The sequence below is a fragment of the Aureimonas populi genome (genome assembly GCF_017815515.1).
GTDB lineage: Bacteria > Pseudomonadota > Alphaproteobacteria > Rhizobiales > Rhizobiaceae > Aureimonas > Aureimonas populi.
This window is the reverse complement of the sequence record NZ_CP072611.1, coordinates 3,525,330-3,548,828: the sequence shown is the minus strand read 5'-3', so window position 1 is coordinate 3,548,828 and position 23,499 is coordinate 3,525,330. Positions and strand designations below refer to the sequence as shown.

20 protein-coding genes are annotated in these 23,499 nt (G+C 67.9%); 16 read left to right on the top strand and 4 right to left on the bottom strand.

Annotated features, from left to right (window positions below; translation table 11 throughout):
- Positions 1-14 precede the first annotated feature (14 nt).
- The 3 genes from coxB to J7654_RS16895 are packed head-to-tail and all read left to right on the top strand — an operon-like array spanning position 15 to position 3,615.
- Positions 15-716 (top strand): cytochrome c oxidase subunit II, encoded by a 702-nt coding sequence (gene coxB, locus J7654_RS16905; protein ID WP_245195553.1) that lies wholly within the window; start codon positions 15-17, stop codon positions 714-716.
- The gene (gene ctaD / locus J7654_RS16900) at positions 713-3,262 is read left to right on the top strand and encodes a cytochrome c oxidase subunit I (protein WP_245195552.1); all 2,550 of its coding nucleotides are present in this window, start codon (positions 713-715) and stop codon (positions 3,260-3,262) included. Before coxB ends, ctaD begins: the two co-directional genes overlap by 4 nt.
- Positions 3,262-3,615, top strand: coding sequence for a hypothetical protein (locus J7654_RS16895; RefSeq protein WP_209737002.1), 354 nt, complete (start codon positions 3,262-3,264; stop codon positions 3,613-3,615). Before ctaD ends, J7654_RS16895 begins: the two co-directional genes overlap by 1 nt.
- Before the next feature lie 39 nt (positions 3,616-3,654).
- Here the strand turns inward: J7654_RS16895 and J7654_RS16890 are convergent, their stop codons facing one another.
- Positions 3,655-4,569, bottom strand: coding sequence for a choline ABC transporter substrate-binding protein (locus tag J7654_RS16890; protein WP_209740661.1), 915 nt, complete (start codon positions 4,567-4,569; stop codon positions 3,655-3,657).
- Positions 4,570-4,837: 268 nt separating this feature from the next.
- On the opposite strand from J7654_RS16890, the gene betB reads away from it, so the two are divergent.
- Together betB and betA are read left to right on the top strand one after the other, a co-directional pair.
- The gene (betB, locus tag J7654_RS16885) at positions 4,838-6,949 is read left to right on the top strand and encodes a betaine-aldehyde dehydrogenase (RefSeq protein WP_209740659.1); all 2,112 of its coding nucleotides are present in this window, start codon (positions 4,838-4,840) and stop codon (positions 6,947-6,949) included.
- Positions 6,949-8,604: a choline dehydrogenase gene (gene betA / locus J7654_RS16880; RefSeq protein WP_209737001.1), complete on the top strand. Its 1,656-nt coding sequence runs from the start codon at positions 6,949-6,951 to the stop codon at positions 8,602-8,604. Before betB ends, betA begins: the two co-directional genes overlap by 1 nt.
- A gap of 4 nt (positions 8,605-8,608) precedes the next feature.
- Here the strand turns inward: betA and J7654_RS16875 are convergent, their stop codons facing one another.
- On the bottom strand, positions 8,609-8,851 hold the full coding sequence (locus tag J7654_RS16875; protein WP_209737000.1) for a hypothetical protein: 243 nt from the start codon (positions 8,849-8,851) through the stop codon (positions 8,609-8,611).
- Positions 8,852-9,061: 210 nt separating this feature from the next.
- Between J7654_RS16875 and J7654_RS16870 the strand changes: the two genes are divergently transcribed.
- From J7654_RS16870 to J7654_RS16855, 4 genes are all read left to right on the top strand, one after another.
- On the top strand, positions 9,062-10,258 hold the full coding sequence (locus J7654_RS16870) for an MFS transporter (protein ID WP_209736999.1): 1,197 nt from the start codon (positions 9,062-9,064) through the stop codon (positions 10,256-10,258).
- Between the two features lie 152 nt (positions 10,259-10,410).
- Complete coding sequence (locus tag J7654_RS16865; RefSeq protein ID WP_209736998.1) at positions 10,411-11,127, top strand: GntR family transcriptional regulator; 717 nt, start codon at positions 10,411-10,413, stop codon at positions 11,125-11,127.
- A gap of 109 nt (positions 11,128-11,236) precedes the next feature.
- Positions 11,237-12,532, top strand: coding sequence for a hypothetical protein (locus J7654_RS16860; RefSeq protein WP_209736997.1), 1,296 nt, complete (start codon positions 11,237-11,239; stop codon positions 12,530-12,532).
- Entirely contained in the window at positions 12,529-13,374 is an 846-nt protein-coding gene (locus J7654_RS16855) for a COG3904 family protein (RefSeq protein ID WP_209736996.1), read from the top strand. The genes J7654_RS16860 and J7654_RS16855 overlap by 4 nt, the downstream gene beginning before the upstream one ends.
- Here J7654_RS16855 and J7654_RS16850 read toward each other — a convergent pair.
- Positions 13,346-14,314 (bottom strand): alpha/beta fold hydrolase, encoded by a 969-nt coding sequence (locus J7654_RS16850; protein ID WP_245195550.1) that lies wholly within the window; start codon positions 14,312-14,314, stop codon positions 13,346-13,348. The genes J7654_RS16855 and J7654_RS16850 overlap by 29 nt on opposite strands.
- A 164-nt stretch (positions 14,315-14,478) precedes the next feature.
- Between J7654_RS16850 and J7654_RS16845 the strand changes: the two genes are divergently transcribed.
- Entirely contained in the window at positions 14,479-15,510 is a 1,032-nt protein-coding gene (locus J7654_RS16845) for an ABC transporter substrate-binding protein (protein WP_209736995.1), read from the top strand.
- Positions 15,511-15,539: 29 nt separating this feature from the next.
- Positions 15,540-16,325, top strand: a complete 786-nt coding sequence (locus J7654_RS16840) for an ABC transporter ATP-binding protein (RefSeq protein ID WP_209736994.1) — start codon at positions 15,540-15,542, stop codon at positions 16,323-16,325.
- 8 nt (positions 16,326-16,333) lie between these two features.
- On the opposite strand, the gene J7654_RS16835 is transcribed toward J7654_RS16840, so the two are convergent.
- Entirely contained in the window at positions 16,334-17,563 is a 1,230-nt protein-coding gene (locus tag J7654_RS16835) for an IS110 family RNA-guided transposase (RefSeq protein WP_245195507.1), read from the bottom strand.
- Positions 17,564-17,853: 290 nt separating this feature from the next.
- Between J7654_RS16835 and J7654_RS16830 the strand changes: the two genes are divergently transcribed.
- From J7654_RS16830 to J7654_RS16810, 5 genes are all read left to right on the top strand, one after another.
- Positions 17,854-18,612 (top strand): ABC transporter permease, encoded by a 759-nt coding sequence (locus tag J7654_RS16830; protein ID WP_377946387.1) that lies wholly within the window; start codon positions 17,854-17,856, stop codon positions 18,610-18,612.
- A 56-nt stretch (positions 18,613-18,668) separates the two neighbouring features.
- Positions 18,669-19,658, top strand: a complete 990-nt coding sequence (locus J7654_RS16825) for a ribonuclease T2 family protein (protein WP_209736993.1) — start codon at positions 18,669-18,671, stop codon at positions 19,656-19,658.
- A 129-nt stretch (positions 19,659-19,787) separates the two neighbouring features.
- Positions 19,788-21,437: an energy-dependent translational throttle protein EttA gene (gene ettA / locus J7654_RS16820; protein WP_209736992.1), complete on the top strand. Its 1,650-nt coding sequence runs from the start codon at positions 19,788-19,790 to the stop codon at positions 21,435-21,437.
- Between the two features lie 180 nt (positions 21,438-21,617).
- Positions 21,618-23,096: a sensor histidine kinase gene (locus tag J7654_RS16815; RefSeq protein ID WP_209736991.1), complete on the top strand. Its 1,479-nt coding sequence runs from the start codon at positions 21,618-21,620 to the stop codon at positions 23,094-23,096.
- A complete protein-coding gene (locus J7654_RS16810; protein WP_342451396.1) occupies positions 23,074-23,472 on the top strand; it encodes a response regulator in 399 nt (132 codons plus the stop codon). Before J7654_RS16815 ends, J7654_RS16810 begins: the two co-directional genes overlap by 23 nt.
- The last annotated feature ends 27 nt before the right edge of the window (positions 23,473-23,499 follow it).

Here is a 23,499-nt window from a genome sequence, read left to right as displayed (position 1 = left end):
TCTCCGGTTCGAGGGTGAACCTATCGCGCGCGGCGAGAATTGGCACCCTCGCGCTGGCCGGCCTTTCCCTCGCCGCCTGCGGGGGGCCGCTCTCCGCGCTGGACCCGGCCGGGCCGGCCGCCGCCCATATCGCGCAGATCTGGAACGTCATGCTGGTGGGGGCGACGCTGCTCTTCCTCCTGGTGATGGTGCTGTTCGCGCTGGCGTTCCTCAAGCCGCAATGGCGCTGGAGCGAGAGGGCGGGCTTCCGCTGGCTCCTCTATGGCGGCTTCGTCATGCCGCTGACGGTGCTCACCGCGCTTCTCTTCTATGCGCTGGCGGGCGGAGAACGCCTGCTGGCGCATCCGGAGGCGGAGGGGCTGGTGCGCGTGGAGGCCGAGGCGCGCCGCTGGCAGTGGACCTTCCGCTACCCCGATGCGGAAGGGGCGGGGGAAAGCGTGGACGTGCTGCACATTCCGGCCGGGCGGCCGGTGGATGTCGTCATCACCTCGCGGGACGTGATCCATTCCTTCTGGGTGCCGCGCCTCGGCGGCAAGCTGGACGCCATTCCCGGCCACACCAACATCCTGCGCATCGAAGCCGACACGGAAGGGACCTATGGCGGTATCTGCTCCGAATATTGCGGGTTCGGTCACGCCGCCATGAGCTTTACCGTCGTCGCACACCCGCCTGAAGACTACGAGGCGGCCCTTGCCGCGCAGGAGGCCGGTCAGTGAGCCGCGTTCCCGATATCGAGACCCCCTTCGCATCCGCGCCCAAGCCCGACCCCGTCCGGCTGCACCGCGCCCTGCACGAAATCTGGAAGACGGAGCCGGGCCTCGGGCGGCTGGCGGCGGTGAACCACACCATCATCGGCCGCCGCTTCATGCTGGCCGCCTTCTTCTTCTTCGCGGTCGGCGGCGTGCTTTCCATGCTGATCCGCGCGCAGCTCGCCACGCCCAACAGCGCCTTCGTGGGCCCGGACTACTACAACCAGATCTTCACCATGCACGGCACGGTGATGATGTTCCTCTTCGCCATTCCGATGTTCGAGGGGTTCGCCATCTACATGCTGCCGAAGATCCTGGGCGCGCGCGACCTCGCCTTTCCGCGCCTGGGGGCCTACGGCTTCTGGTGCTACATCTTCGGCGGGTCGATCCTGCTGGCCGCCATGGCGGCGGGCGTGGCGCCGGACAGCGGCTGGTTCATGTACACGCCGCTGTCGTCCGGCGTGTATTCGCCCGGCATCAATGCCGACGTCTGGCTGCTGGGCATCACTTTCGTGGAGATTTCCGCCATCGCGGCGGCGGTGGAAATCGTGGTCACGATCCTGACCATGCGTGCGCCCGGCATGTCGCTCGACAAGATGCCGCTGCTCGGCTGGTACCTGCTCGTCACCGCCGGGATGATGCTGGTGGGCTTCCCGCCGCTCATTCTCGGCTCGATCTTCCTGGAGGTGGAGCGCGCTTTCGACATCCCCTTCTTCGACCCCGTGCGGGGCGGGGACTCGCTTCTGTGGCAGCACCTCTTCTGGCTGTTCGGCCATCCGGAGGTCTACATCATCTTCCTGCCGGCGGCCGGCGCGCTTTCCACCATGATCCCGGCGCTGGCGAGGCGCGAGATCGTCGGCTACACCTGGATCGTGGTCTCGGTCATCGCTGTGGGGTTCATCTCCTTCGGCCTGTGGGTGCACCACATGTTCACGGTGGGCATCCCGCATCTGGCGCTCGCCTTCTTCTCGGCCGCCTCGGCGCTGGTCGCCATTCCCACGGCGGTGCAGATCTTCGCCTGGCTGGCGACGCTCCTGGACGGGCGGCCGCAGCTCAAGCTGCCCATGCTCTACGTCTTCGGCTTCTTCTTCGTCTTCGTGTGCGGCGGGCTGACGGGGGTGATGGTGGCGGTGGTGCCGTTCGACTGGCAGGCGCACGACACCTATTTCGTGGTCGCGCACCTGCATTACGTGCTCGTCGGCGGCTTCGTCTTTCCCATGCTGGCGGCGGCCTATTACTGGCTGCCGCACGTCACCGGCCGCATGTCGTCCTTCGGCCTCGGCAAGGTGGCGTTCTGGCTGATCTTCGTGGGCTTCAACGCGACCTTCTTCCTGATGCACCTGACGGGACTGAGGGGAATGCCGCGCAGGATCGATTCCTATCCCGCCGAGGCAGGATGGACGTGGCTCAACCTCCTCTCCTCGGTGGGCGGGTTCGTCATGACGATGGGCTTCATCCTTTTCGTCGTCGACATGATCCTGCAATTGCGCTTCGCCAAGCGTGCGCCGCGCAACCCCTGGGAGGCCAAGACGCTGGAATGGGCGACGCCCGTGCCGCCGCCCTCCTATGCCTTCGCCTCGCTGCCCCATGTGCAGTCGCGCGAGCCGCTGCGCCAGTCGCCGGACCTCGGGCGGCGGCTTGCGGCGGGCGAGGGCTATCTCGCCTTCACGCGCAACAATTGGCAGGAGACGCTGCGCGTGCACCCCGTGACGGGGGCGGCCGAGAGCGTGGTGGTGCTGCCCCGGCGCACTTTCCTGCCGCTCTGGACGGCGCTCGTCACCTCCACCATCTTCCTGTCCCTGCTGTTCAGCCTTTACTGGCTGACGCCTTTCGCCTTCCTCGCCACCGTTGCCACGCTGCTCCTGTGGACGCGCGGGCAGGGCAATCTCGTCGATTACGGGCCTCTGCCCATCGGGCGCGGCCGATCCGTGCCCGTGGCCGAAGAGACGGAGGCCTCGCCGGCGGTCTGGGCGATGGCGGGGGTTCTCATCGCCAATCTTTCGCTGTTCGGCTCGCTCCTCTTCGGGGCCCTGTTCCTCTGGCTCGTGGCGCCCTCCTGGCCGCCACCGGAGCTGATGCGCACCGGGCGTGGGCTGATCGTCATCGTCTTGGGCGCGGTGTTCTTCGCGGCCACGGCCGGGCGCCATGCCGCCGCGCTCAACCGGGCCGGCCATCCGCGGCGGAACATCTCGCTGATCGGCTGCGCGGTGGCGCACGCCGTCGCCCTTTCGGCGCTGGCGCTGATCCTCGCCTACCACCTGCCGGACCCGACGGCGCACGCCTATGCGGCGGTGACGCTGGCGCTCCTCTCCTATGTGGCGATGCAGAGCTTCGTCGGGCTGCTGCTGGCGGGCGTCGGCTTCCAGCGCTGCAAGCTGGGCTATGTCTCGCCCAACCGGCGAGGCGCGCTGACGATCGGCCAGCTCTGGCACGACTATACGGCGCTGACGGCGCTCGTCGCCCTGGGGCTGGCGGTTCTCCTGCCCACGCTCGTGGCCGTGGGGCCGGCGTGATGCGCGTGTCAGCCGCCAACCCTCGCGCCGCCTCCTTTCTGCTGCTGGCCGGCTTCATCCTGTGGAGCGCGGCCTTTGTCGGGCTCTATACGCTCCTGTCCTTCGGCTGCGCCTATGGGTGGGAGGAGGTCGCGCTCGGCCCGGTCACGCTCCAGCGCGCGGCGCTGGTGGGGGCGTGGCTTCTCAGCCTCGCCGCGCTCGCCGCCCTGTTCGTCGCCATGCGGCGGCTCTTCACGGCGGGCGACAGGATGTCCCGCTTCCTTCTCGTCGCCGGCCTGGCGCTGACGGCGCTGGCCGGCGCCACGACGGTGTGGAACTTCGCCATGGTGACGGTGCTGTCCACCTGCCTCTGACGAAAAAGAAAAGGGCGCCTTGCGGCGCCCCTGTTCGTGCTATCCGGCAATCGCCGCGCGGACCCTTTCCAGGCCCGGCTCGCCGGTGAAGGTGGTGACGCCCTCCAGCCAGGCGTCGAGAACCTCGGTATGGGCGGCCAGCCACTCCCGCGCGGCGTCCTCCGGCTGCGCCCCGTCGTTCAGGATCGCGCCCATGATCTCGTTCTCCATCTCCAGCGTGAAGGCGAGATTGGCCAGGAACGCGCCGACATTCGGGCATTCCTGCGCGTAGTTCGCACGCGTGTTGGTGTCCACCACCGCGCCGCCGAGATCGGGGCCGAACACCTCGTCGCCGCCTTCCAGATACTCGATCTCGAAATTGGCGTTCATCGGGTGCGGTTCCCAGCCGAGGAAAACGATGGGCTGCTCGGCGCGCGTCTGGCGCGCCACCTGGCTCAGCATCCCCTGCTCGGAGGATTCCACCAGCTCGAAGCCGGAAAGGCCGAACTGGTCCGCCTCGATCATGTCCAGGATCAGCCGGTTGCCGTCATTGCCGGGCTCGATGCCGTAGATGCGCCCGCCCAGTTCTTCGCGGAACTCGTCGATCTTGGAGAAGTCGTCGAGGCCCGCCTCGTAGAGGTAGCGCGGCACGGCGAGCGTGTATTTCGCCCCTTCCAGATTGGTGCGCACCACCTCGATGCGCCCGTCGTCGCGGTAGGGCGCGATATCGGCCTCCATGGTGGGCATCCAGTTGCCGAGGAAGACGTCGATGTCGCCGTTGGCAAGCGAGGCGAAGGTGACGGGCAGGGCGAGGATGCTGGTCTGCGGCTGGTAGCCGAGCGCCTCGAGCACCACGGAGGCGGTCGCCGTCGTCGCGGTGATGTCGGTCCAGCCGACATCGGCCAGCCGCACGGCGCGGCAAGCATCGGGCTCTGCGGCGAAAGCGGACGAGGCGAAAAGCCCCGCAGCCAGCATCGATGCGGCAAGAAGTCGGCGATGACGGAAAAGCGGCACGGCAGGTCCTTTTGCAGAGGCCGAAGGGTCGGCGGGATTGCAGGCGAACGAAGGTCGCCGATGCCGTGCGGTTTGTCAAAAGCGTCGGTTGAACGGCTGTTCAATATATAGATCCCAAGGCCGCGAAACTTGATAGATGACCGACAGGGCGTCGCCGAAGGTCTGTTGGCAAGGGCAGCGCGTCGTTGAATGATCGTTCAATTGATGCTATGGAAGCGGCATGATGGACATGGATATCACTGGCGCGCCCGGTGCGCGCGCCGACGAACTGCGCCGCCGCCAGTTGATCGACGCGACTGTCGCGGCGCTTGGCGAAATCGGCTTCCAGGCCTCCACGCTCGCCGAGATCGCGGGCCGTGCAGGCGTGGCGCCCAGCCTCGTGTCGCATTATTTCGGCGACAAGGACGGGCTCCTGGAGGCGACGCTGCGCCATCTGGCCGGTCGGGTGGCGAAGGGCCTGCGCCAGCGCCTGGCGCAGGCGCGCACGCCGCGCGAGCGGGTGCAGGCGGTGATCGACGCCACGCTGGCGCCGGAGGAATTCGACGCGCGGACCGGCAGCGTCTGGCTCGCCTTCTGGGGGCAGGTGCTGCATTCGGAGCGGCTCAAGCGCGTCCAGCGCGTCTATGGCGAGCGCACGCTTTCCAACCTTCGCCACGATCTGCGCGCGCTGGTGCACGAGGAGGACGCCCGGGAGATCGCCGCCTCCATCGCCGCGCTGATCGACGGGCTCTGGCTGCGCTCGACGCTGTCGGGCCTCGCGGAGCCCGAGCACGGCGCGCAGGCGCGCCGCATCGCCACCGACTACGCCGATGCAAGGATCGCCGCCGCGCGGCCGCGCCGGCAGGGCGGGGAGGAAGGCGTGCCGGCTCCCGTGCGCTTGCGGGGCGTGCGCCTTCTGTCCAGCCATGTCGGCGGAGCCTATCTGCCCGCGCGGGCGGCCGAGACCTTCACCACCATCGATCCCGCGACCGGGGAGGTGCTGGCCGAGGTGGAGGTGGCCGGCGAGGCCGAGATCGAGGCGGCCGTCGAGGCCGCGCGCAAGGGCCAGGCGGTGTGGGGCGCGATGACCGGCGCCGAGCGCGGGCGCGTCCTGCACCGCGTCGTCGCGCTGATGCGCGAGCGCAACGAGGAGCTTTCGCGGCTGGAAACCCGCGACACGGGCAAGCCGATCCAGGAAACGCTGGTGGCGGATGCGGCGTCCGGCGCCGATTGCCTGGAATATTTCGCCGGGCTGGCCGCCGGCCTTGCCGGCGAGCATGTGGACCTCGGCCCTTCCGCCTTCGGCTATACGCGGCGCGAGCCGCTGGGCGTGGTCGCGGGTATTGGCGCGTGGAACTATCCGATCCAGATCGCCTGCTGGAAGGCGGCGCCCGCGCTGGCGGCGGGCAATGCGATGATCTTCAAGCCGGCGGAGCTGACGCCGCTCTCGGCCGCAAGGCTTGCCGAGATCATGACGGAGGCCGGCGTGCCGGCGGGCGTCTTCAACGTGGTGCAGGGCGATGCCTCCACCGGCCGGCTCCTCTCGCGCCATCCGCAGATCGCCAAGATCTCGCTGACCGGTGAGGTCGGCACCGGCCGCAATGTGATGGCGGACGCCGCCTCCAGCCTGAAGCAGGTGACGCTGGAACTGGGCGGCAAGTCGCCGCTCGTCGTGTTCGACGACGCCAGCCTCGACGATGCCGTGGGCGCGGCCATGCTGGCCAATTTCTACTCGGCGGGCGAGGTCTGCTCCAACGGCACGCGCGTGTTCGTGCACGAGCGGGTGAAGGCCGCCTTCCTCGACAAGCTGGCCGGGCGCACGAGGGCCATGGTGGTGGGCGACCCGCAGGACATGGCCACGCAGGTCGGCGCGCTGATCTCGGAGGGCCATATGCGCAAGGTCCTGTCCTATCTCGACATCGCCCGGCGCGAGGGCGCGCGGGCCGTGGTGGAAGGCGGGCGGGTGACGCAAGGCGCGCTCGGTCGCGGCTTCTTCGTCTCGCCCTCGGTGTTCGAGGCGCAGGACGAGATGCGCATCGCGCGCGAGGAAATCTTCGGCCCGGTCATGAGTGTCCTCTCCTTCACCGATGAGGAGGAGGTGATCGCGCGGGCCAACGCCACCGATTTCGGTCTGGCGGCCGGTGTCTTCACGCGCGACATGGCGCGTGCCCACCGCGTCATCGCGCGGCTGGAGGCCGGCACCACCTGGATCAACGCCTACAACCTGACGCCCATCGAGCTGCCCTTCGGAGGGGTGAAGTGCTCGGGGCTGGGGCGCGAGAACGGCCGCGCGGCGCTGGAGGCGCATACGCGGGTGAAGAGCGTCTACGTCAATCTCGGTTCGGTGGAGGCCCCTTACTGATGGCGGTTCAGGAATTCGACTATGTGATCGTGGGCGCTGGCTCGGCCGGCTGCGTGCTGGCCAACCGGCTGACGGAGGACGGGCACAACTCCGTGCTCGTGCTGGAATTCGGCGGCTCGGACCGCTCGGTCTTCATCCAGATGCCGAGCGCCCTTTCGATCCCCATGAACATGAAGAAGTACAATTGGGGCTATGTCTCCGAGCCGGAGCCGCATCTGGGCGGGCGGCGGATGAACCTGCCGCGCGGCAAGGTGCTGGGCGGCTCCTCCTCCATCAACGGCATGGTCTATGTGCGCGGCGCGCCCGAGGATTTCGATCGCTGGGAGCGGGAGGGGGCGGCCGGTTGGTCGTATCGCGACGTTCTTCCCTATTTCAAGCGCGCGGAGAACCGGGCGGCGGGTGGCGACGAGTATCGCGGGCACGAAGGCGCGCTGCATACGAGCTACGGCAAGCTGGAGAACCCGCTCTACAACGCCTTCATCGAGGCCGCGCGGCAGGCGGGGCATCCCCTGAACCCGGACATCAACGGGGCGACCCAGGAAGGCTTCGGCAAGATGGACATGACGGTCCATCAGGGCCGCCGCTGGTCCACGGCCAACGCCTATCTGAAGCCCGCGATGAAGCGGCCCAACCTTGCCGTGGCCACCCATGCGCTGGTGGAGCGCGTGCTGTTCGAGGGCCGGCGGGCGGTGGGCGTGGCCTACCGCATCGGCGAGCAGCGGGTGGAGGTGAGGGCGCGGCGCGAGGTGATCCTCTCGGCCGGCTCCATCAATTCGCCCAAGCTCCTGAAGCTCTCCGGCATCGGCCCGGCGGACGAATTGCGCGGCCACGGCATCGAGACGGTGGCGGACCGGCGGGGCGTGGGGGAAAACCTGCAGGACCATCTGGAGTTCTACTTCCAGCTCGCCTGCAAGGAGCCGATCACGCTCTATTCGGCCCAGAGCCTCGTGCGCAAGGGCCGCATCGGCGCACAATGGCTGATGATGAAGAAGGGCCTGGGCGCGACGAACCATTTCGAGAGCTGCGGCTTCATCCGCTCCTCGCCGCAGGTCGGGCACGCCGATATCCAGTATCACTTCCTGCCGCTGGCCGTGACCTATGACGGCAAGGGGCTGGCCTCCGAGCACGGCTTCCAGGCCCATGTCGGGCCGATGCGCTCCAAGTCGCGCGGCCATGTGCGCCTCGCCTCGGCCGATCCGGCAGAGGCGCCGAAGGTGCTCTTCAACTATATGAGCCACGCGGATGACTGGGCCGAGATGCGCGCCTGCGTTCGGCTGACGCGCGAGATCTTCGCGCAGCCGGCGTTCGACCGCTGGCGTGGCCGCGAAATCCAGCCCGGCGCGCATGTGCAGAGCGACGAGGCCATCGACGCCTTCATCGCCGAGCACGCCGAAAGCGCCTACCATCCCTCCTGCACCGCCCGAATGGGCGCGGCGGACGACGCGATGGCGGTGGTCGACCCGCAGGCGCGGGTGCTGGGCGTGGACGGGCTTCGGGTGGTGGATTCCTCGATCATGCCGTCCATCACCACAGGCAATCTGAACGCGCCGACCATCATGATCGCGGAGAAGGCGGCCGATCTGATTCTCGGCAGGCCCGCCCTGCGGGCGCAGGTGCCCGCCCTATCCGCCGCGCGGGCGGCGATGGCGAGCTGAGCCTCTATTCGTCGGGGAGGAAGCTCGGTCCGACGACGCGCACCTTGCGCGGTTCCTGCCGCGCCGGCTCGGGCCTCGTCTGCTTCCCGGCGCGCAGGCGCTCGCCCTCCGTGGAGACCAAGGCCCTGTCCGTCGCATCGGCGATGGCGATGCGCGCGGGCGCGTTCTCGCCCGGCTCGCCGGCCATGGCCGATCCGCCTGCCAGAAGGGCGGCCACGATGCCCGCCAGATAAACGCCTGCCTTCATTTCGCCGCCCCGTCGCCTGAACGTCAGTTCGGGCATTGAACAGCCTCGGCGCATCGAGGTTCCCCGCGAGCTTCCGCATTTTGCCGAGCGCGCCATCCTTTCGGTGCTGGGTTGCAATGGTGGGGCGTGAGCCGGGCGAAGGCCCGCCTTGCGGTCGGCCGGAGGATGGGCCACCCTCGCGCGGCCTTCTCTCCCTCGCGCCGGTTTCCCATGCTCAAGACCTCGACGCCGGTGCCGGCCCCTGCGGCCCGCGCCGCCGCAATCGTGCTTGTCCTCACTTATCTCGGCTTCGTGAGCCTTGGGCTGCCCGATGCGGCCTATGGCGTGGCGTGGCCATCGCTGCGCGCCGCGTTCGGGCTGGGGCAGGGCGCGTTCGGCGCGGGGCTTGTGGCGGTCGGCGCGGGCTTCATGGTCTCCAGCCTCTCGGCCGGGGCGGCGCTTCGTCGCTTCGGCGGCGGGCGGCTCCTGGCCGGCTCCACGCTTCTGGCCGCCCTCGGCCTCGCCGGCTTCGCGGTGGCGCCCAACTGGCCGGTCTTCCTGCTGGCCGGCCTCCTGGTCGGCATCGGCGGCGGGGCCATCGATTCCGGCCTGAACGCCTATGCGGCCGCCCATTATTCGGCGCGCCAGATGAACTGGTTGCACGCCGCCTTCGGGCTGGGCGCGGCGCTGGGGCCGCTGGCGATGGCTTGGGGCGTGGCGAATACGGGCTGGCGCTATGGCTACGCCGCCATCGGGCTGAGCATGGGGCTGCTCGGCCTGCTCTTTCTCTTCACACGCCGTCTTTGGGGCGCGGCTGGGCCGCAGGCCACGGTGGAGGGCGATGCGCCGCCCCTCGTCACGGCATGGCAGGCGCTGGCCGACAAGCGAGTTCGCCTTCAGGTTGCAACGTTCTTCGTCTATGTCGGCGTCGAGATCGGGGCCGGCCAGTGGGCCTTCGCCGTCCTCACGCAAACGCGGGGATTCTCGGTCGCGGCGGCCGGTTTCTGGACGGGCGCCTTCTGGTTCGCGATATTCCTCGGGCGTGTCGTGCTGGGCCTGGGCGCGGACCGGATCGGCTCCGGACGGCTGGTGGAGTGGGGCGCAGTCGGCGCCCTGGTCTCGCTCGGCGTCTTCGCGATGGACCCCGCCGGGCTCGGCGTGGCAGGTCTTTTCGCCGCCGGTCTCGCGCTGGCGCCGATCTTTCCGATGCTGATGCACCGCACGCCCGCCGCCGTCGGCGCGGGCGCGGCTTCCCACGCGATCGGCTTCCAGGTGTCGGCCGCCATGGCGGGCGGCGTGGTGCTGCCGTCGCTGATCGGGATGCTGGCGGCCCGGGCGGGGCTCCTCGCCGTTCCGTGGGCCCTGTTCGCCATATGCGTGTTTTTGGTGGCTCTGACCCTTGCCGTCGTGCGGCAGCGCGCAAATTGATGTCAAGGCGCTTCGGCGCTTGCGTTTGCAAGGGCTTCGTTCGCGAAGCCGTTGCGCAGGAATCCTCGATCCTCTAGTTGTTGTCTTCTTGTGTCTGTTTGCCGACTATGCGACCATAAGTTGCAATGATGACGAAGGCAGGGACGGCTCCGATGTCACTCGCAAAGCAGTTCAACACCCGACCTCTGTACCAGCAGGTTGCGGACGAGTTCATTTCGCGGATCGTGTCGCGGCAATGGGCGCCGGGGCAATCGATCGAGAACGAGGCGGACCTTGCCCGCTCGCTCGGCATCAGCCTCGGCACCGTGCGCAAGGCATTCGACATCCTGAGCGAGCATCGGTTGCTGGACCGCCAGCAAGGGCGGGGTACGACCGTCGCGGATCTCGATTCGGCCAGCGCCAACGGACGATTCTCCAACATTCGCGACCTTCAGGGGCGGCGCATTCGCGGCGATGTGGAGGTGGGGGCCGTATCGCTTGCCTTGCCCACGCCCCGCGTCGCCGCCGCGCTCGGCGTCAACGGCCGGACCCCGCTCGTGCGCTTCGAGCGGCAGCGCTTCCACCACGGGCGGTGCTTCATGGTGGAGGAGGTGCATCTGCGCGCCGATGCCTCCGCGCACAACGCCTCGCCGCAGGACCTGCGCAGAATCGCTCTGGAGCGGTGGCAGGGCCAGGATCTGGCAACGCGCAAATGTGAGACCGTCGGAGCTGCGCCCGCCGAGGAGCGGGACGTGGCGATCTTCGGCATCGGCCGTATGGGCGCCGTGCTCACGCTGGAGCGCGTGATCTATTCCTACCAGGAGCGCCCGCTGGAGCTGCGCATCGCCCGCTGCCATCTGGGAGATGATCTGACCTACGGCGCGACCTGACGGCGCCGCGCGAAAACCTTAATCGGTTCTTAACGCCTTAGCGTGACGGCGTGGTGCGTGCTATCGCTCGTGCCACGCAGGCTTTCCCGTTCGCAAGGTGTATCGACCGATGGCGCAGTCGCATTCCTACACGCTGCGCGGGCAGCTCAGCCGCCTCGACCTGATGACGCGCATGACGCTGGCGATCCTGGCCACGGGCTCGGGCGTCTTCACCTATATTGGAGTGCGCGACCTCATCGACGGCTCGCCCACCACGATCCTGGTGGGTGCGGTGATCTACTCGGTCGCCGTTTCGGTGGCGATCTACGCCTTCTGGTCGTACCTGATGCGCATCATGCCGCATGTGCGCGATCGCGGCGGGCGGGCGATGTTCTATCTGGCCATGGCCATCGGCATGGTGATGATCATGGCGATGTCGGCCTGGCTGAACGCGGCGGCGCTGGCTGGGGGCGCGGCGCTGGAACAGCATCTCTCCGTCGCCACCGAGGATTACCAGGGGCGGCTGAACGAGGCGCATGAAAACGCGCTGGCGGCCCAGAGCCTCATTCCCGACATCCAGCTCGCCTCGCAGCGATTCTCCCGGCTGGCGGACGAGGAGCGTTCCTCGGGCGCGCTGACGGGCACTTCCGGTTCGGGAACGGTGGTGCAACTCCTCTCGCAGATGTCGCGCCAGCTCGACGGGCTGGCGGCGGAGATCGACGCGTCCCGCGCGCGGGTCGCCGACCTGTTCGAGGAATCGGGCGTGCGGCTGAACGCCATGCGGGGCCTCGTGGCGGGCGAGGGGCCGGTCGCCGAGCGCTCCACCGCCTTCGCGGTGGAGGCGACGGCCCTGTCCGGCCTCATCGCCTCGCTTCAGCAGACCTCCGTGGCCCCCGCCGTGCGGCGCGCGGCGGAAGATCTCGGCCGCTCCTTCATCGCCCCGGTGGCCGGGGGGCTTGCCGAGGACCTGCGCGCGCGCCAGAGCGAGGTGCTGGGGCGCGTGGAGGCGGCGGTGCAGCAGCAGAGCGCCGCGCTCGCGCAGGCCGCCGACGAGATTCTGGCGCGCCCGGCGGTGGAGACGGTGCGCTTCACGCCTCTCTCCAAGCCCGACGCCGTCATCCGCTATGCGGGCGATTTCCTGCCCTCCTGGGCCGGCGCGATCTCGATCGACCTGATGCCGGCGGTGCTGGTCCTGATCCTGTGCTTCACGCAGGACCAGATCCGTCGCGAGGAGGGCGACGAGATGGAGGTGGGCGACATGAGCGCCGCCGAGATGATGCGCGCCCTGCGCATCCAGAAGCGGCTGCGCGCGGAAGCGGGGGAGGACGAGCTGCCGCGCCTGGCGCCGGCCGACGACATCGTGCAGCACAATGAGCCGGGCGCGCCCGCGCCGTTCCCGCTGCGGCAGGGAAGCGGCCACTCGTGATCGCGGAGGAGCCCTCGCCGGGCCGCTTCGAGCGGTTCGTCCTGTCCATTCCCGACGGCACGCTCATGCGCGCCCTCTTCCTCGGCGTGGTGGGGTTGGCGGGCTGGGTGGTCTCGCTGGACCTCGTGGAGGCCCAGCAGGCCGGCGCGGACGAGGCGCGGATGACGCGCACCACGCCGCTGCCCTTGCGCCTGCCGAGCCCGGGCGACCAGATCCGCCCCTATCTGCCGCGCAGCATTCCCGTCGGCCCCGATCGCGGCGAGCCGCGCCTGCCCGGCTATGACGGGCCGGTGGACGGCGAGGCGATGGGCCAGCCGATGCGCTTCCTGCGAGAGGACGGGGGCGACTCGGTGGTGGCGATCGGGCGGATCGACCCGGGCACCGCCAGCCTTCTGGAAGCTTTCCTGCAAGCGGAGGGGGAGGGCGCCCGCACGCTGGTGCTGCACTCGCCCGGCGGCTCGGTTTCGGACGCCATCGCCATGGCGCGCACCGTGCGCGAGGCGGGGCTGGACACCAGGGTTCCGGCGGACGGCTATTGCGCTTCGGCCTGCCCCCTGCTTCTGGCTGGCGGTGTCTCACGCTCCGCCGGGGAGAATGCCTGGGTCGGCGTTCACCAGGTCTACGCGGTCGAGATTCCGGGACTCGCCCGCGATGTCGATCGCTCGATCTCCGACATCCAGTCCACCATTGCCGATTGCCAGGACCTTCTGGTCGAGATGGGCGTCGATCCGCGCCTGTGGATCGACGCCATGCGCACGCCGCCCCAGGAGCTTTACGTCCTGACGCCCGAGGAACTGGCCGAGTTCGCGCTCGTCACGCCTCCGCAGGCGCCTGCGGCTTGAGGGAGGTGCGGGGCGCGATGCGCTCCAGCCAGAGCGTAAGCGATCGAAGCGCCGGGTCGCGATAGGTGTCCGTCTCGTTCAGCGTCTCGTGCCGTGCGCCGGGCACGACGCGGGTGGTGACATCGCGCGATCCTGCCCTGCGCAATCGTTCGCCGAGGCGCGCCACGCCCGTGCCCCCATCGGTGGCGGGGTCCGCGCCGCCGCCGAGAAGGTGCACGGGCAGCGCCGGCGGCAGGTCGCAAAGTCCGGCGCTGCCCTTCAGGATCAGCGCCAATATGTCCTCCGCCATAGAGACGGTCGGCGTCCAGCCGCAGAGCGGGTCGGCCAGATAGGCCTCGATCTCGTAACGGTCGTGGCTGAGCCAGTCGGCGGGCGTTCGCCGCTGCGGAACGCTCCGTGCCCAGGTCTCGAAGGTGGCGCGCGCAAAGAGAGCGCTGGCCACGTCCGAGCCCTTCAGGGCTCGCTCCACCTTCAGCGCAAGGCGCCCGAGGCGAACCTGCCGGCCGCCCTCGACATCGGCATTCCACACGCACAGGCCGGCAAGCTCTCCGCCATGCCGGCGCGCGTGGTTCAGGGCAATGAGCCCGCCCATCGAATGGCCGAGAAGGACGACGGGCAGGCCGGGCGCCTCGGCCATCGCGCGCTCGTGCACCAGCCGCGCGTCCTCCAGCACGCGCAATGCCCCGTCGCGGGCGGCGAAGCGGCGCGGCGGGGCCTCTCGCCCGCGTGTTTCGCCGTGCCCGCGATGGTCGTGCGCGAAAACGTGGAAGCCCAGCGCGGCCATCTCTTCGGCGAAGCGGGCATAGCGCAGGGAATGCTCCGCCAGCCCATGATGAACGAGGAGGACGCCGCGTTCGAGAGCGCTCGGCCGGCTGTGCCGGAGCCGAATCATGGCCCCGTCATCTGCCTCCAGCAGATGGGCCTCGTCGAACATTGCCATTCCGTATGCCGCTTATGTGGTCGGAAAGCTTCTCTCGAAGCCTGCCTTGGGAGCATTCTGCGCCAATTTTGTGCGATGTCATAGGCCATGCAGATTGTGGTTGCAGCGCGTCCGGCGAGCGGCAAGAATATGTCGTCCTCGTCTCAAGTCCGGGCCCAAACGACATGATCCGTGCCAAGATGCGCGCTTTCCTCCTTGCCGCCGCCCTTCCTCTCGCAAGCGTCGCGGCGCCTGCCGGCGCGCAGGACCTCACGCCCGTCCGCTTCACGCTGGACTGGCGCTTCGAGGGGCCGGCGGCCGGCTTCCTGCTGGCGCAGGAGCGCGGTTATTTCGAGGAGGCGGGAGTGGATGTCTCCATCGACACGGGCAACGGCTCGCTGGAGGCCATCCCCCGCATCACCACCGGCACCTACCAGATGGGCTTCGGCGACCTGAACGCCCTCATCAAGTTCCTGGACACCAATCCGGACGAGCCGATCGAGGCCGTCCAGATGATCTACGAGAAGCCGGCCTTCGCCATCGTGGGGCGCGCCGACAGGGGCATCGAGGAAGATCCCGCCTCGCTGGAGGGCAAGACGCTGGGCGCGCCGCCGCCGGACGGCGCCTTCGCCCAGTGGGCCGCCTTCGCGCAGGTGAACGAGCTGGACACCGACACGATCACCATCGAAAGCGTGGGCTTTCCCGTGCGCGAGCCCATGCTGGCGCAGGGCGCGGTCGACGCCGTCTTCGGCTTCGCCTTCTCCGTCATCCTGAACCTCAAGGCGCAGGGTGTGGAGGACGACAACATCGTCTCGCTGCTGATGGCCGACCACGGGCTGGACCTCTACGGCAACGCCATCCTCGTCAACACGAACTGGGCGGCGGAGAATCCCGAGGCCGTGCGTGGCGTCCTGGCGGCGCTGACCAAGGGCTTCAAGGATGCGCTGGCCGATCCGCGCGCGGGCGCGGAGGCCGTGCTGCGCGCCAACAACATCCTCGATCTCGAAACCGAGGTGGAGCGGCTCGAGATGGCCAATGCGATGAACATCGCGACCGAGGCGGTGCGCGAGGACGGCTTCGGCGGCATACGCGAGGAGAAGCTCGCCAGCTCCATCGAGCTTCTGAACCTGTCGGTCGGCCTGACCAACCCGCCCGCGCCGGAGCGCATCTTCAACGCCGAGTACCTGCCGCCGGAAGCCGACCGGATGCTGGACTGACCCGCCGGAGCGAAAAGGGGGCCGCCGCGATGACGCTCGTTTCTCTCGACAACGTGGCCCTGACCTATGGCGGGGACGAGGGCACGCTCGCGGTCGACGACCTTTCGCTGAAGGTGAGGCGCGGCGAGTTCGTGGCCGTGGTGGGGCCCTCGGGCTGCGGCAAGTCCACCTTGATGAAGCTCGTCACCGGGCTTCAGCGGCCGAGCGAGGGCGTCGTCATCGTGGCGGGCAAGGAAGTGACCGAGCCCGTCTCCATCGTCGGCATGGCCTTCCAGAACCCGACGCTGCTCCCCTGGCGCACCACGCTCGACAACATCCTGCTGCCGCTGGAGATCGTCCAGCGGCACCGCAAGCGGCTGCGGCGGCACAAGGCCGAATATGTGGCGAAGGCCGAGGCGCTGCTGGCGCTGGTCGGGCTCAAGGGCTTCGGCTCGAAATTCCCCTGGCAGCTCTCCGGCGGGATGCAGCAGCGGGCCAATCTGTGCCGCGCGCTGATCCACGAACCCGAGCTCATCATGCTGGACGAGCCTTTCGGGGCGCTGGACGCTTTCACCCGCGAGGAGCTGTGGGGCGTCATCCGCGACATTCATGCGCAAAAGGGCATCACCATCGTCCTCGTGACCCACGATCTGCGCGAGGCGGCCTATCTGGCCGACCGGGTGCTGGTGATGACGGCCCGGCCCGGCCGGGTGAAGCTGGAGCGGGAGGTGCCCTTCGCGCGCCCGCGCCCGCTGGACCTCATGTATGAGAAGCCCTTCGTGGACCTCGTGCACGAGCTTCGCGCCGAGATCGCCGAAGCGCGGGATGCAGCCTAATGGTTTCGTCAAGCTGCATTCTTGAAGTTTGGGCTGAACGGCGTCCTTGTTTGGAGGATGGCCCAGACGACATTTACGCGCCGCCGTGCGAGGGCGATGACGGCTTGGTTGTGGCGTTTTCCCTCGGTTCTCTTTCGGTCGTAGAAGGCGCGGCTTTCCGGGTCTGCGAGAGCGTTGAAAGCGGACTGGAAGAAGACGCGTTTGAGGGTTTTGTCGCCTCCGGTGGATCGTCGGACGGTTCTGGATTTCCCGGACTGGCGCAGGACGGGAGTGAGCCCGGCGGCGGCTGCGAGTGCATCGGCGGAACGGAATCGGGTGGCCGAGCCGACGCAGGCGATGAAGTCTGCCGTGAGCACGGCCCCCATCCCCGGCAGGCTGCGGATGAGGGCCGCATCAGGGTGGCAATCGAGAAGGAGCTCAAGATCGGCATCGATGCGGTCGCGCTGCGCACGGGCGGCCAGCGCCTCGGTGGCGAGGTCCCTGACCAGTCTGGCGCGGGTTTGGGCGCCGGGCACGTCGATGGCCTGCGCCTTGGCCAGGGTGACGGCCTCTTCGGCCATGGCGTCAGCGCCCCGCATGCGCGGATAGGCTTTCGTGAGCTGGCGTGCGAGGCGTTCGGGCTTGGCGTCGCGCAGCTCGTGCGGAGCGGCGAACAGGCTCAGGAAGACGAGGCCGGCCTTGGTCCTCACGTCGATGCGCCGCTCCAGCGCCGGAAAGAGCGAGGAAGTAAGGTCGCGCAAACGCGCGAGACGTCTGGTCTGATCGACGACGACCTCGCGACGTCGGCCGACGAGCAGACGGATGTCGACGTTGATCTCGGTTTCGACCTCCACCGGCCGCAGGTCCATGCGGGTTCGCGCCAGATCGGCGATGGTCGCGGCGTCACGGGGATCGGACTTGTTCTCGCCGCCGCGTGTTCCCTGCCGGGCTCGGTTGACCGCAAGGCCGGGCGTGTGAACAACCCGGAAGCCCGCTTCGGCCAGCATTGCACAGAGCAGAGTGGCGCAGCCGCCGAGCAGGTCGAGCGCGACCGTGACGCTTGCGGCATCCGGCGCGGACAGTTCGCTGATCAACGCCTCGATGCCTTCCGGGTCGTTCCTGACAGCATGGCTGAAGATGGCCTTTGCGTCCGAGCTGATAGCGCAGGCCCAATGGATGTCCTTGGCGGCGTCGATACCGACGTAAAGGTGCATGCTTTCCTCCCTGATGCGTCCTCCTTTGAGCGGCAACCTTCCCACGCCGTCCTCGCCCTACACAGCGATCAATCGCAGAGCCTAATCAGCGGTCGGGTCAGGTGTGGAGACCGGGCGGTTCTGCCTCCCGAGCCATCGAGGGCGGCCAGCATGATAGCCATACCCGGTCCCCTGCCTTCCGACATCTTCGGTCATAAGAACCGCGCCGAAAAGGCAGATGTCGAAATGCACTTCATTGGTAGGGCCGCGTGAGCAAGGCCTCCACCAAGGAACTGCCCGCCGAAATCCGCGCCGTGGAGGCGAGGCCGAAGCCCGGCACGCCCCGAAAGAAAGGGATCGACTGGATCAAGGTCGCACCCTGGGCCTACACGATCGGGCTGTTCGTGCTCTGGGAAGCGGCGGTGCGGCTGTTCGCTATGCCCGTCTACATCCTGCCCGCTCCCTCGGCGATCTTCGGGGCCATCGTCCGGTACTGGCCGGCGATCTGGACGAACTCGCTCCAGACGCTTTTCACCACGGTGGCCGGCTTCCTGCTGGCCGTCGTCTTCGGGCTCGGGCTGGGGCTCCTCGTGGGGTGGTCCAAGTCGATCTATGCCGGACTCTACCCGTTGATGATCGGCTTCAATTCTATCCCTAAGGTGGCGGTGGTGCCGATCCTCGTCATCTGGTTCGGCATCGGCACGGTGCCGGCCATCCTCACCGCCTTCCTCATCGCCTTCTTCCCTATCGTGGTGAACGTGGCGACGGGCCTTGCCACCATCGAGCCGGAGACCGAGGACGTGCTGCGCGCGCTCGGCGCATCGAAATGGGACGTGATGACCAAGGTCGGCATCCCGCGTTCCATGCCGTATTTCTTCGGCTCCCTGAAGGTCGCGATCACGCTCGCCTTCGTCGGCTCGGTCGTGTCGGAGACCATCGCGGCCAATTCCGGCCTCGGCTTCATGATGTTGAGCGCCCAGTCGCAGTTCAACGTACCGCTGGTCTTCGCCGGCCTCCTGATGCTGGCGATCGAGGGTATCGTCATGTACGCCCTCATGGCGCTTCTGGAGATGCGCATGACGGGCTGGGCGCATCGCTCGGGCCAGCCGCGCTAGCGACTGCGGGCAGAGCGGGGGTATACGCTGGGGCCTCATCCGCTATGGTCCGGCGGATGAAGCCTCTCCTGATCGCCCTCTTCCTCCTCCTGCCCCATGCGGCCCTCGCGCAGGTGCCGATGGTCGGCGCCTTCACCGCCGAGGCGACCTGCGCGGCGACCCCGTCCATCCGCGAGCCGGATCGCAACCCCGGCAATATCGCAACGCAGGCGGGGCGCACCTACGAGTTGATCGGGCGCAACGCCGTGCCCGGCAGCCACTATCTGATCCTGATACCGGAAGCCGAGCCGGAACGCCGCTGGGTCGCCTATGGCTGCGGGCGGGTGGAGGAGGACGGCTCCACCGGGCCGGTCCAGGCCTCCGCGCGCGAGCGTGAGCCCGCGCTCCCGGCCAAGACGCGGCACGACGACTATGTGCTGGCGGTCTCGTGGCAGCCAGCCTTTTGCGAGACGCGAAGGCGGGTGAGCGAATGCCGCGGCGGCGGGCGCGACGATGGGGGCTTCACGCTGCACGGCCTGTGGCCGCAGCCGCGCGGGCGCCAGTATTGCGGCGTGCCGGCGCGGATCGTGGCGGTGGACGAGGAGGGCGACTGGCGAAACCTGCCGCAGGTGGAGATCTCCCCGCGCGTGCGGGCGGAGCTGGCCGCCGCCATGCCCGGCGTCGCCTCCAGCCTCGACAGGCACCAGTGGTGGAAGCATGGCACCTGTTTCGATGGCGAGGCCGAGGATTACTTCGCGCTGTCCGTGCGGCTCCTGTCCGAGCTGAACGAGAGCGCGGTGCGCGAACTGTTCGAGGCGGCCATCGGCTCCGAGCTGTCGGCGCGGGAGATTCGCGCCGTCTTCGACCGTGCGTTCGGGCGCGGGGCGGGCGAGAGGGTGCTGGTGGATTGCGCCGAGATCGACGGGCGGCGGCTCGTGCGCGAGTTGCGCATCGCGCTGGCCGGCCGGCCCGGCGAGGCCTTGGCCGCCATGATCCGAGCCGGCGAGCCTGCCGCGCGCGGATGTCGCGGCGGAGAGGTCGATCCGGGCGGTTTCGAGCGGGGCTGAGGAGCGCCGCATTCTTGAGAAAACCGGCGCGGCAGCCTATCTCCGCGGCGGGCGGACGCGTTCCATTCGCGGCCGTCCTGCGCTAGAAGCGCCCCAACTCATTCATATCAGCGACAACCGGGACGGTTCATGGCTCGCCAGTACATCTATCATATGTCCGACCTCACCAAGGCCTATGGCAACAAGAAGGTGCTGGAGAATATCAACCTCTCCTTCTATCCCGATGCCAAGATCGGCATTCTGGGCCCCAACGGCGCGGGCAAGTCGACCCTCCTGAAGATCATGGCGGGCGTGGACAAGGACTATACGGGCGAGGCCTGGGCGGCTGAGGGCGCCACGGTGGGCTACCTGCCGCAGGAGCCGCATCTCGACGAATCCAAGACCGTGTTCGAGAACGTGATGGAAGGCGTCGCCGACAAGAAGGCGATTCTCGACCGTTACAACGAACTGATGATGAACTACTCCGACGAGACGGCGGAGGAGGGGGCCAAGCTCCAAGACGCGATCGACGCGCAGAACCTGTGGGACCTGGAAAGCCAGGTCGAGATGGCGATGGACGCGCTGCGCTGCCCGCCGGGCGACGCGCAGGTGGGGCCCCTTTCGGGCGGCGAGAAGCGCCGTGTGGCGTTGTGCAAGCTGCTCCTTTCCCGCCCCGACATCCTGCTTCTCGACGAGCCGACCAACCATCTCGACGCCGAGACCATCGCCTGGCTGGAAAAGCACCTGCGCGACTACACCGGTTCCGTCCTGATGATCACGCACGATCGCTACTTCCTCGACAATGTGACGGGCTGGATCCTGGAGCTCGATCGCGGGCGCGGCCTGCCCTATGAGGGCAATTATTCCAGCTATCTGGAGAAGAAGGCCAAGCGCATGACGCAGGAGGGCCGCGAGGACGACAGCCGCATGCGCGCGCTCTCGCGCGAGCGCGAATGGATGCTGCAGGGCGCCAAGGCTCGCCAGTCGAAGTCCAAGGCGCGCATCAAGGCCTATCACGAGCTGGTGGAACTGGCGGAGAACCGCAAGCCGGCCGACGGCAAGATCGTCATCCCCACCGGCGAGCGCCTCGGCAACAAGGTGATCGAGGTGACGAACCTCACCAAGAGCTTCGGCGACCGCGTGCTGATCGAGAACCTCTCGTTCAAGCTGCCGGCCGGCGGCATCGTGGGCATCATCGGGCCGAACGGCGCGGGCAAGTCCACCCTGTTCAAGATGCTCACCGGCGTGGAGAAGCCGGATTCGGGCGAGATCCAGATCGGCGAGACGGTGGATCTGGGCTATGTCGACCAGAGCCGCGACCATCTGGACGCCTCCAAGACCGTCTGGGAAGAGGTCTCGGGCGGCGTCGATATCATGAAGCTCGGCAAGTACGAGATGAACAGCCGCGCCTATGTCGGCAACTTCAACTTCAAGGGCTCGGACCAGCAGCAGAAGGTGGGCACGCTTTCGGGTGGCCAGCGCAACCGCGTGCATCTGGCCAAGATGCTGAAGTCGGGCGCCAACGTCATCCTCCTCGACGAGCCGACCAACGATCTCGATACCGAGACGCTGGCCGCGCTGGAGGACGCGCTGGAGGAATATGCCGGCTGCGCCGTGGTGATCAGCCACGACCGCATGTTCCTGGACAGGCTCGCCACGCACATTCTCGCCTTTGAGGGCGACAGCCATGTGGAGTGGTTCGAGGGCAATTTCGAGGATTACGAGCAGGACAAGATCCGGCGCCTCGGCCCCGAATCCGTCAACCCCAAGCGCCCCACCTACAAGCGCCTGACCCGCTAGGCGCAAGGCAAGGACGCATTTTGTCGAAAAAATGCGTCCTTCATCTTTCCTAATATGTTTAGGCAGCTAAATCACTGATCGGTCGTCACCGGGAAACCCTTCGGTCCTGGTCGGAACTCCGCGTCTCGTGCGCGGTTTCGATCCCGCCCGGTGGGAAACAAGGATCGAGCAGCAGGCAGGATGGATCGACTTACCTTCAGGCAGCTTTTCCACGCCCTGCCGAGCCCACACATGCTTCTCGACCGCGAGTTGCGCTATGTGGCGGCGAACCCGGCCTATGAAACGGCCGTCATGCGCCGCCAGAGCGAGTTGTTGGGGCGCCGAATCGACGAGGCGTTTCCCAACCCGGGCGCTTCCGGAAAGCGCCTGATCTCCTCCCTTCTGAGCGTCATCGAAACGGGCCGGCCCGACACACTGGCCTACATCCCTTACGAGATCCCGGTTCCGGGCGCGCAGGGCTGCGAGTTCGAGACGCGCTACTGGACCGCCGTCCACTCGCCCCTCCTGGACGAGAAGGGCGAGGTCCTCTTCGTCCTGCAGAACACGGTCGACATCTCCGAGCTGGTCAAGCTGCGTGAGGCGGCCACGGTGCCCTTCCGCATCCTGCCGGGCGAACTGGAGCTGATCCAGCGCGCGCGAGAGGCGGAGGAGGCGTATCGTTCCGTCCGCGACACCAGCGCCGCCTTCCGCCGCCTGTTCGAGAACGCGCCGGGCATGGTCGCGGTTCTGCAGGGCGAGCGGCACGTCTTCACCTTCGCCAACGAGGCCTATCAGCGCTTCATCGGCCGCCCCGTGCTGGGGATGCCGATGCGCGAGGCCTTGCCCGAGATGGAAGGGCAGGGCGTTTTCGAGATGCTCGACGAGGTCTTTTACGAGGGAAGGGTTCGCGTACTCCAGGGCTACCGCCTGCTCCTGCGCAGGCAGGGCGACCAGCCGATGGAGGAGACGTTCCTGGATTTCTCCTACCACCCCATTCAGGAAGCCAGCGGAACGATAACCGGCATCTTCGTGCAGGCCTACGAGCGGACGGGAGAGATTCTTTTCCAGCAGCGCCAACGGCTTCTTCTGGATGAGTTGAACCATCGTGTGAAGAATACCCTCTCCACGGTGCAGTCGATCGCGCGCCAGAGCTTTCGCGGGGTGCAGGATCCGGCGCTGGCGCAGCAGGCGTTCGACTCGCGCATCCAGGCGCTTTCCAAGGCGCACGACGTGCTGAGCGACCGCCACTGGGAATCGGCCGAGCTGACCGACATCCTCATGCAGGAGCTGGCGGTCTACGGGGCCGAGCGGGTGACGGCCTCCGGCGCGCTGACGCAGCTCAAGCCGAAGGCCGCCATCGCCTTCGCCATGGTGTTCCACGAGCTTTCGTCCAATGCGTCCAAATATGGGGGGCTGGCCACGCCCGGCGGCGCCGTTTCGGTGGTCTGGTCGCGTTCGAGCGGGCCGGACGGGCGCCTTCTGGTGGAGTGGACGGAGGCCGGCTTCGATACCGGCGAGCTGGCGCTTGTCCCCGGCTTCGGCCTGCGTATGTTGCAAAGGATCATCACTGGCGAACTCGATGGCACGCTGGAGCTTGCTTTTCGCCGCGACGGCCTCATCTGCCGCATCGAAGTTCCGCTGATGGAGGTCGAAACTGTTGCAAGCGTTGATGCAGGCTGAGGCGACGGCTCTGAACGGAGTTCGTGTTTTCATCGTCGAGGACGAAAGCCTCGTCGCAATGCAGCTCGAGGACATGCTCCTCGACATGGGCTGCGCCATCGCCGGCATGGCGATGCGCGTGTCGAAGGCGCAGGAGATGCTCGGCGGCGAGCTGTCCTTCGACGTGGCGATCCTCGACGTCAATATCGGGGGTGAGAAAGTCTATCCCGTGGCCGAGTTGCTGAAGGGCCGGAACGTAGGGATCGTCTTCGCCACCGGCTACGGGCGCAGCGGCGTGCCGGAGGAATGGCAGTTCTGTTCCGTGCTGCAAAAGCCCTATACAGAGGCCCAGGTCGAGGCCGTGCTGCGCGAGGCGCTGCAGGCACGCCGGGCTTAAGGGCCTCAATCTCCGGGTCCTGCGGGC